This window comes from Streptomyces sp. SID8352, assembly GCF_009862265.1.
Classification (GTDB): Bacteria; Actinomycetota; Actinomycetes; order Streptomycetales; family Streptomycetaceae; genus Streptomyces.
Genome location: NZ_WWGX01000025.1, coordinates 1 through 4,408 on the forward strand (window position 1 = coordinate 1; position 4,408 = coordinate 4,408).

Consider the following 4,408-nt stretch of genomic DNA (forward strand, 5'->3'; position numbering starts at 1 on the left):
CGCCCTCGCCCCAGCCGGTGCCGTCGGCGGCTGCGGCGAAGGGCTTGCAGCGGCCGTCGGCGGCGAGGCCGCGCTGGCGGCTGAAGTCCACGAAGGAGGTGGGCGTGAGCATGGTGGTGACGCCGCCGGCGAGGGCCAGGTCGCATTCGCCCTGGCGCAGGGCCCGTACCGCCAGGTGCAGGGCGACGAGGGAGGAGGAGCAGGCGGTGTCGACGGTGACGGCGGGGCCTTCGAGGCCGAAGGTGTAGGACACCCGGCCGGAGACCACGCTCGCCGCGCTGCCGGTGCCGATGTGGCCGTCGACGTCCTCGACGGCCTGCTGGAGCAGGGCGGAGTGGTCGTGGTACATGACGCCGGTGAACACCCCGGTGCGGCTGCCGTTGAGGGACGTCGGGTCGATGCCGGCCCGTTCGAAGGTCTCCCAGCAGGATTCCAGGAGGAGTCGCTGCTGGGGGTCCATGGTGAGGGCCTCGCGGGGCGAGATCTCGAAGAGTCCGGCGTCGAAGAGGTTTATGCCGTCGAGGAATCCGCCCTCGCGGACGTGGCTGGTGCCCCGGGTGTCCGGGTCGGGGTCGTAGAGCGCTTCCAGGTCCCAGCCCCGGTCCGCGGGGAAGGCGGTGACGGCGTCTCCGTCGTCGGCCAGGAGCCGCCAGAGCTCCTCGGGGGTGGTGATTCCGCCGGGGAAGCGGCATCCGGTCGCGACGATGGCGATCGGTTCGTGCCGGGCCTCGTCGAGGTCGCGCAGCCGCTCGCGGGCGTCGTGGAGGTCCGAGGACACCCGCTTGAGGAAGTAGCGGAGCTTCTCCTCGTTGTTGCTCGCCTGAAGGTCAGTCACCTGGGGTCACCTCTTGCATCGAGCCCGAGCGGGCCGTGGGCCGTGGGCGGTGGGGCCGGGGGCCCGGACGGTCGGGGGCCGGGGTGGCGGGGCCGCGTCGGCGGGGAGGGGCGGGGGCCGGAGCGGCGGGGAGGGGCGGGTGCGGGCGGGCGGCCCCGCACCCGGTGCGGGTCAGGAGATCCCGAACTCCTTGCCGATGAAGTCGAACATCTCGTCGTCCGTCGCGGTGTGGAGCCCGTCCGCGACGCCGGCGGTGTCCGCCTCCCCCGGGCCGGCGGGCGCGGCCCACTGGTCCAGCAGCCGGCGCAGGTGCGCCGTGACGGTCTCGCGGAGGTCCGCGTCGGCGGTCTCCGTGTCCCGCAGCCGCTGCTCGACCCGGTCGAGTTCGGCGAGCAGCCCGGTGGCGTCCGCGCCGACCGGTGCGGTCTCGGACTCCAGATGGCCGGCGAGTTCGGCGGGGGTGGGGTAGTCGAAGACGAGCGTGGACGACAGCCGCAGCCCGGTGTCCCGGCTCAACCGGTTGCGCAGCTCGACAGCGGTCAGCGAGTCGAATCCGAGGTCGCGGAGCGCCTGGCCGGGCCGCACCTCCCGGGCCGAGGCGAGGCCCAGGACCGCGGCCACGTGCTCGCACACCAGGTCCAGGACCAGGGTGCGCCGTTCGGCTCCGGCCAGGCCGGCCAGCCGGGCCGCCAGATCCCCTGCGCCGGTGCCGTACGGCCCGGCGGCCGGGTCCGCTCCCCCGCCCTCTGCGGGGCGCCGGGCCGGGAGGCGGACCAGGGAGGTGAGCAGGGCCGGCAGGGTGCCGGCCGCCGCCTGCCGCCGCAGCTCCGCCCGGTCCAGGCGGACGGGGACGAGCATGCTCCCCGTGTGGGCCGTCGCGGCGTCGAAGAGGCCGAGGGCCTCCTCGGTGCCCAGCGGCAGGACGCCGCTGCGGGCCATCCGGCCCCGGTCGGCATCGGTCAGCCGGCCGGTGATGCCGCTGCTTTCGTCCCACAGCCCCCAGGCCAGGGACACGGCCGGCAGGCCGGCGGCCCGGCGCCGGCGGGCGAGGGCGTCCAGGAAGGTGTTGGCCGCCGCGTAGTTGGCCTGGCCCGCCGCGCCGAGGACACCGGCGGCGGAGGAGAACAGGACGAAGGCGGAGAGGTCCAGGTCGCGGGTGAGCTCGTCCAGGTGCAGGGCCGCGTCCACCTTGGGGCGGAAGACGTGGTCGATCCGGTCCGGCGTGAGGCCGGTGAGGACCCCGTCGTCGGTCACACCGGCCACGTGCACCACGCCGGTCAGGGGGTGTCCTTCGGGGACCGAGTCCAGGACCCGGGTGAGCGCCGCGCGGTCGGCGGCGTCGCAGGCGGCCACGGTGACCCTGGCCCCCAGGGCGGTGAGCTCCGCCTCCAGTGCGGCCATGCCCTCCGCGGCGGCGCCCCGGCGGCTGACGAGCAGCAGGTGGCGTACCCCGTGCCCGGTCACCAGGTGCCGGGCGACGTGCCGGCCGAGCAGGCCGGAGGCGCCGGTGACGAGGACCGTGCCGTCGGCGGTGAAGGCGGGTGCGGCCGCGCCGGAGGCGGGCGGCTGCCCGGCCCGGGCGAGCCGGGGTACGAGGACCGCTCCGCCGCGGACGGCGAACTGCTCCTCGCCCGAGGCCGACAGGTCGGTCGGGGCGGACAGCACGGACAAGGCAGACGAGGCGGACGCCGGGTCCCGGTCGAGGTCGACCAGGACGATGCGCCCCGGGTGCTCCGCCTGTGCCGAACGCACCAGCCCCCAGACGGCGGCCTGCGCCGGGTCCACCTCCCGGTCCTGGTCCTCCTCCCCGGGGCCGCCGGCCGCGACGGCATGGGCGGTCAGGACGGCCAGCCGGGAGTCGGCGTACCGGTCGTCGGCGAGCCAGCGCTGGAGCAGGTCCAGCATCCGGTGGGCCGTGGCGTGGACGCGCGCCACGGGGTCCACCCCGTCCGGGTCCACCTCGACGGCCGCGAGGAGGACGGCGGGTGACGGGCGCTCGGCCGCGTCGGCCGGATCCGCCAGGTCGGGGCGGACGAAGACGTCCAGGCCGGCTTCCTCCAGCGCCGCCCGCAGGGCGTCGCCGCTGCCGACGAGGTTCCACGGCTCGCGCGGACCGTTCACGGGGTTGTCCACGGTGAGCGGAAGCGGGCTCGAGTCGATCCGGTAGAGCCCCCGCCGCCGCCCGTCCGCCCGCCCGGCCCGGGCCAGTTGCTCCGCCGAGACGGGCCGCAGCACCAGGGAGTCGACCGAGGCCACGGGACGGCCCGCTTCGTCGGCGGCCAGCAGGGACACCGCTTCGGGCCCGGCGGGGACGATCCTCACGCGCAGGGCGCGGGCTCCGCCGGCGTGGAGGCTCACCCCGTTCCACGCGAACGGGATCCGGCCCCGGCCTGCGTCGGGCAGCAGGCCGCCGAGGCCGATGGCGTGGAGGGCCGAGTCCAGCAGGGCCGGGTGGACGCCGAAACCGGCGACCTCGCTCTCCTCGGGCAGCCGGACCTCGGCGTACACCTCGTCGCCGCGCCGCCACAAGCCGCGCAGGCCCTGGAACACGGGCCCGTACCCGAAGCCGAGGGCTGCCAGGGCCTTGTACGCGCCGCCGGTGTCCAGGGGCTCGGCCCCCGGGACCGGCCATGCGACAAGGGAGTCCTCCCGCGGCCCTCGGGCGTCCGTGGAGACCACACCGGTCGCGTGGCAGGTCCACGGCTCGGCGGCGTCGACGGTCTCGGGGCGGGAGTACACGGCGACCGTACGGTGCCCGGTCGCGTCAGGGCCGCTGACGACGGCCTGGAGCTGTACGGCACCGTCCTCCCGGAGCAGGAGGGGCGCGCCGAGGGTCAGCTCGTCCACCCGGTCGCAGCGCACCTCGTCGGCGGCGCGGAGCGCCAGGTCCACCAGAGCGGTGCCGGGCAGCAGGACGGAGTCCATGACGGTGTGGTCGCTGAGCCAGGGGTGGGTGGCCGGGGACAGCCGGCCGGTGAGGAGGGCCCCTTGGCCGTCGGCGAGGGGCACGGCGGCCGCCAGGAAGGGGTGCTCGGCGTCCACGAGCCCGGCTGCGGCCACGTCACCGGCCGGTGCGACCGGGTCGAGCCAGTAGCGCCGGCGGTGGAAGGGGTAGGTGGGCAGGTCGACGGGATGGCCGGCCGGTCCGGTGTGGAGGGCCGCCCAGTCGACGGGGGTGCCGTGGACGTGGAGGTGGGCGAGGGCGGTGGTCGCGGCCAGGTCTTCGGCGCGGTCGCCGCGCAGGACGGGGACGACGGTGACGGCTCGCTCGTCGAGGAGTTCCTGGGTGAGGGCCGCCAGGGTTCCGCCGGGGCCGATCTCCAGGAAGGTGGCGGCCCCTTCGTCCGCGAGGGTGGTGACGGCGTCGGCGAAGCGGACGGCTTCGCGGGCGTGGCTCACCCAGTGGTCGGCCGAGCAGAACTCCTCGGCGCTGACGGTCCGGCCGGTGAGGGTGGAGACGACCGGCAGGACGGGGGCCCTGAACACGGTCTCCTCGACGGCCTTGCGGAACTCGGTGAGCATCGGGTCCATCAGCGGGGAGTGGAAGGCATGGGACACGGCCAGGGCCTTGGT

2 protein-coding genes are annotated in these 4,408 nt (G+C 76.0%); both read right to left on the minus strand.

Translation table 11 applies throughout. The features are described from left to right. Positions 1 to 835: beta-ketoacyl synthase N-terminal-like domain-containing protein (locus tag GTY84_RS08215; protein ID WP_345943363.1), on the minus strand; the 835-nt coding region annotated here is incomplete at its 3' end. 171 nt (positions 836 to 1,006) lie between these two features. After that, entirely contained in the window at positions 1,007 to 4,393 is a 3,387-nt protein-coding gene (locus GTY84_RS08220; RefSeq protein WP_161225484.1) for an SDR family NAD(P)-dependent oxidoreductase, read from the minus strand. Between the last annotated feature and the right edge of the window lie 15 nt (positions 4,394 to 4,408).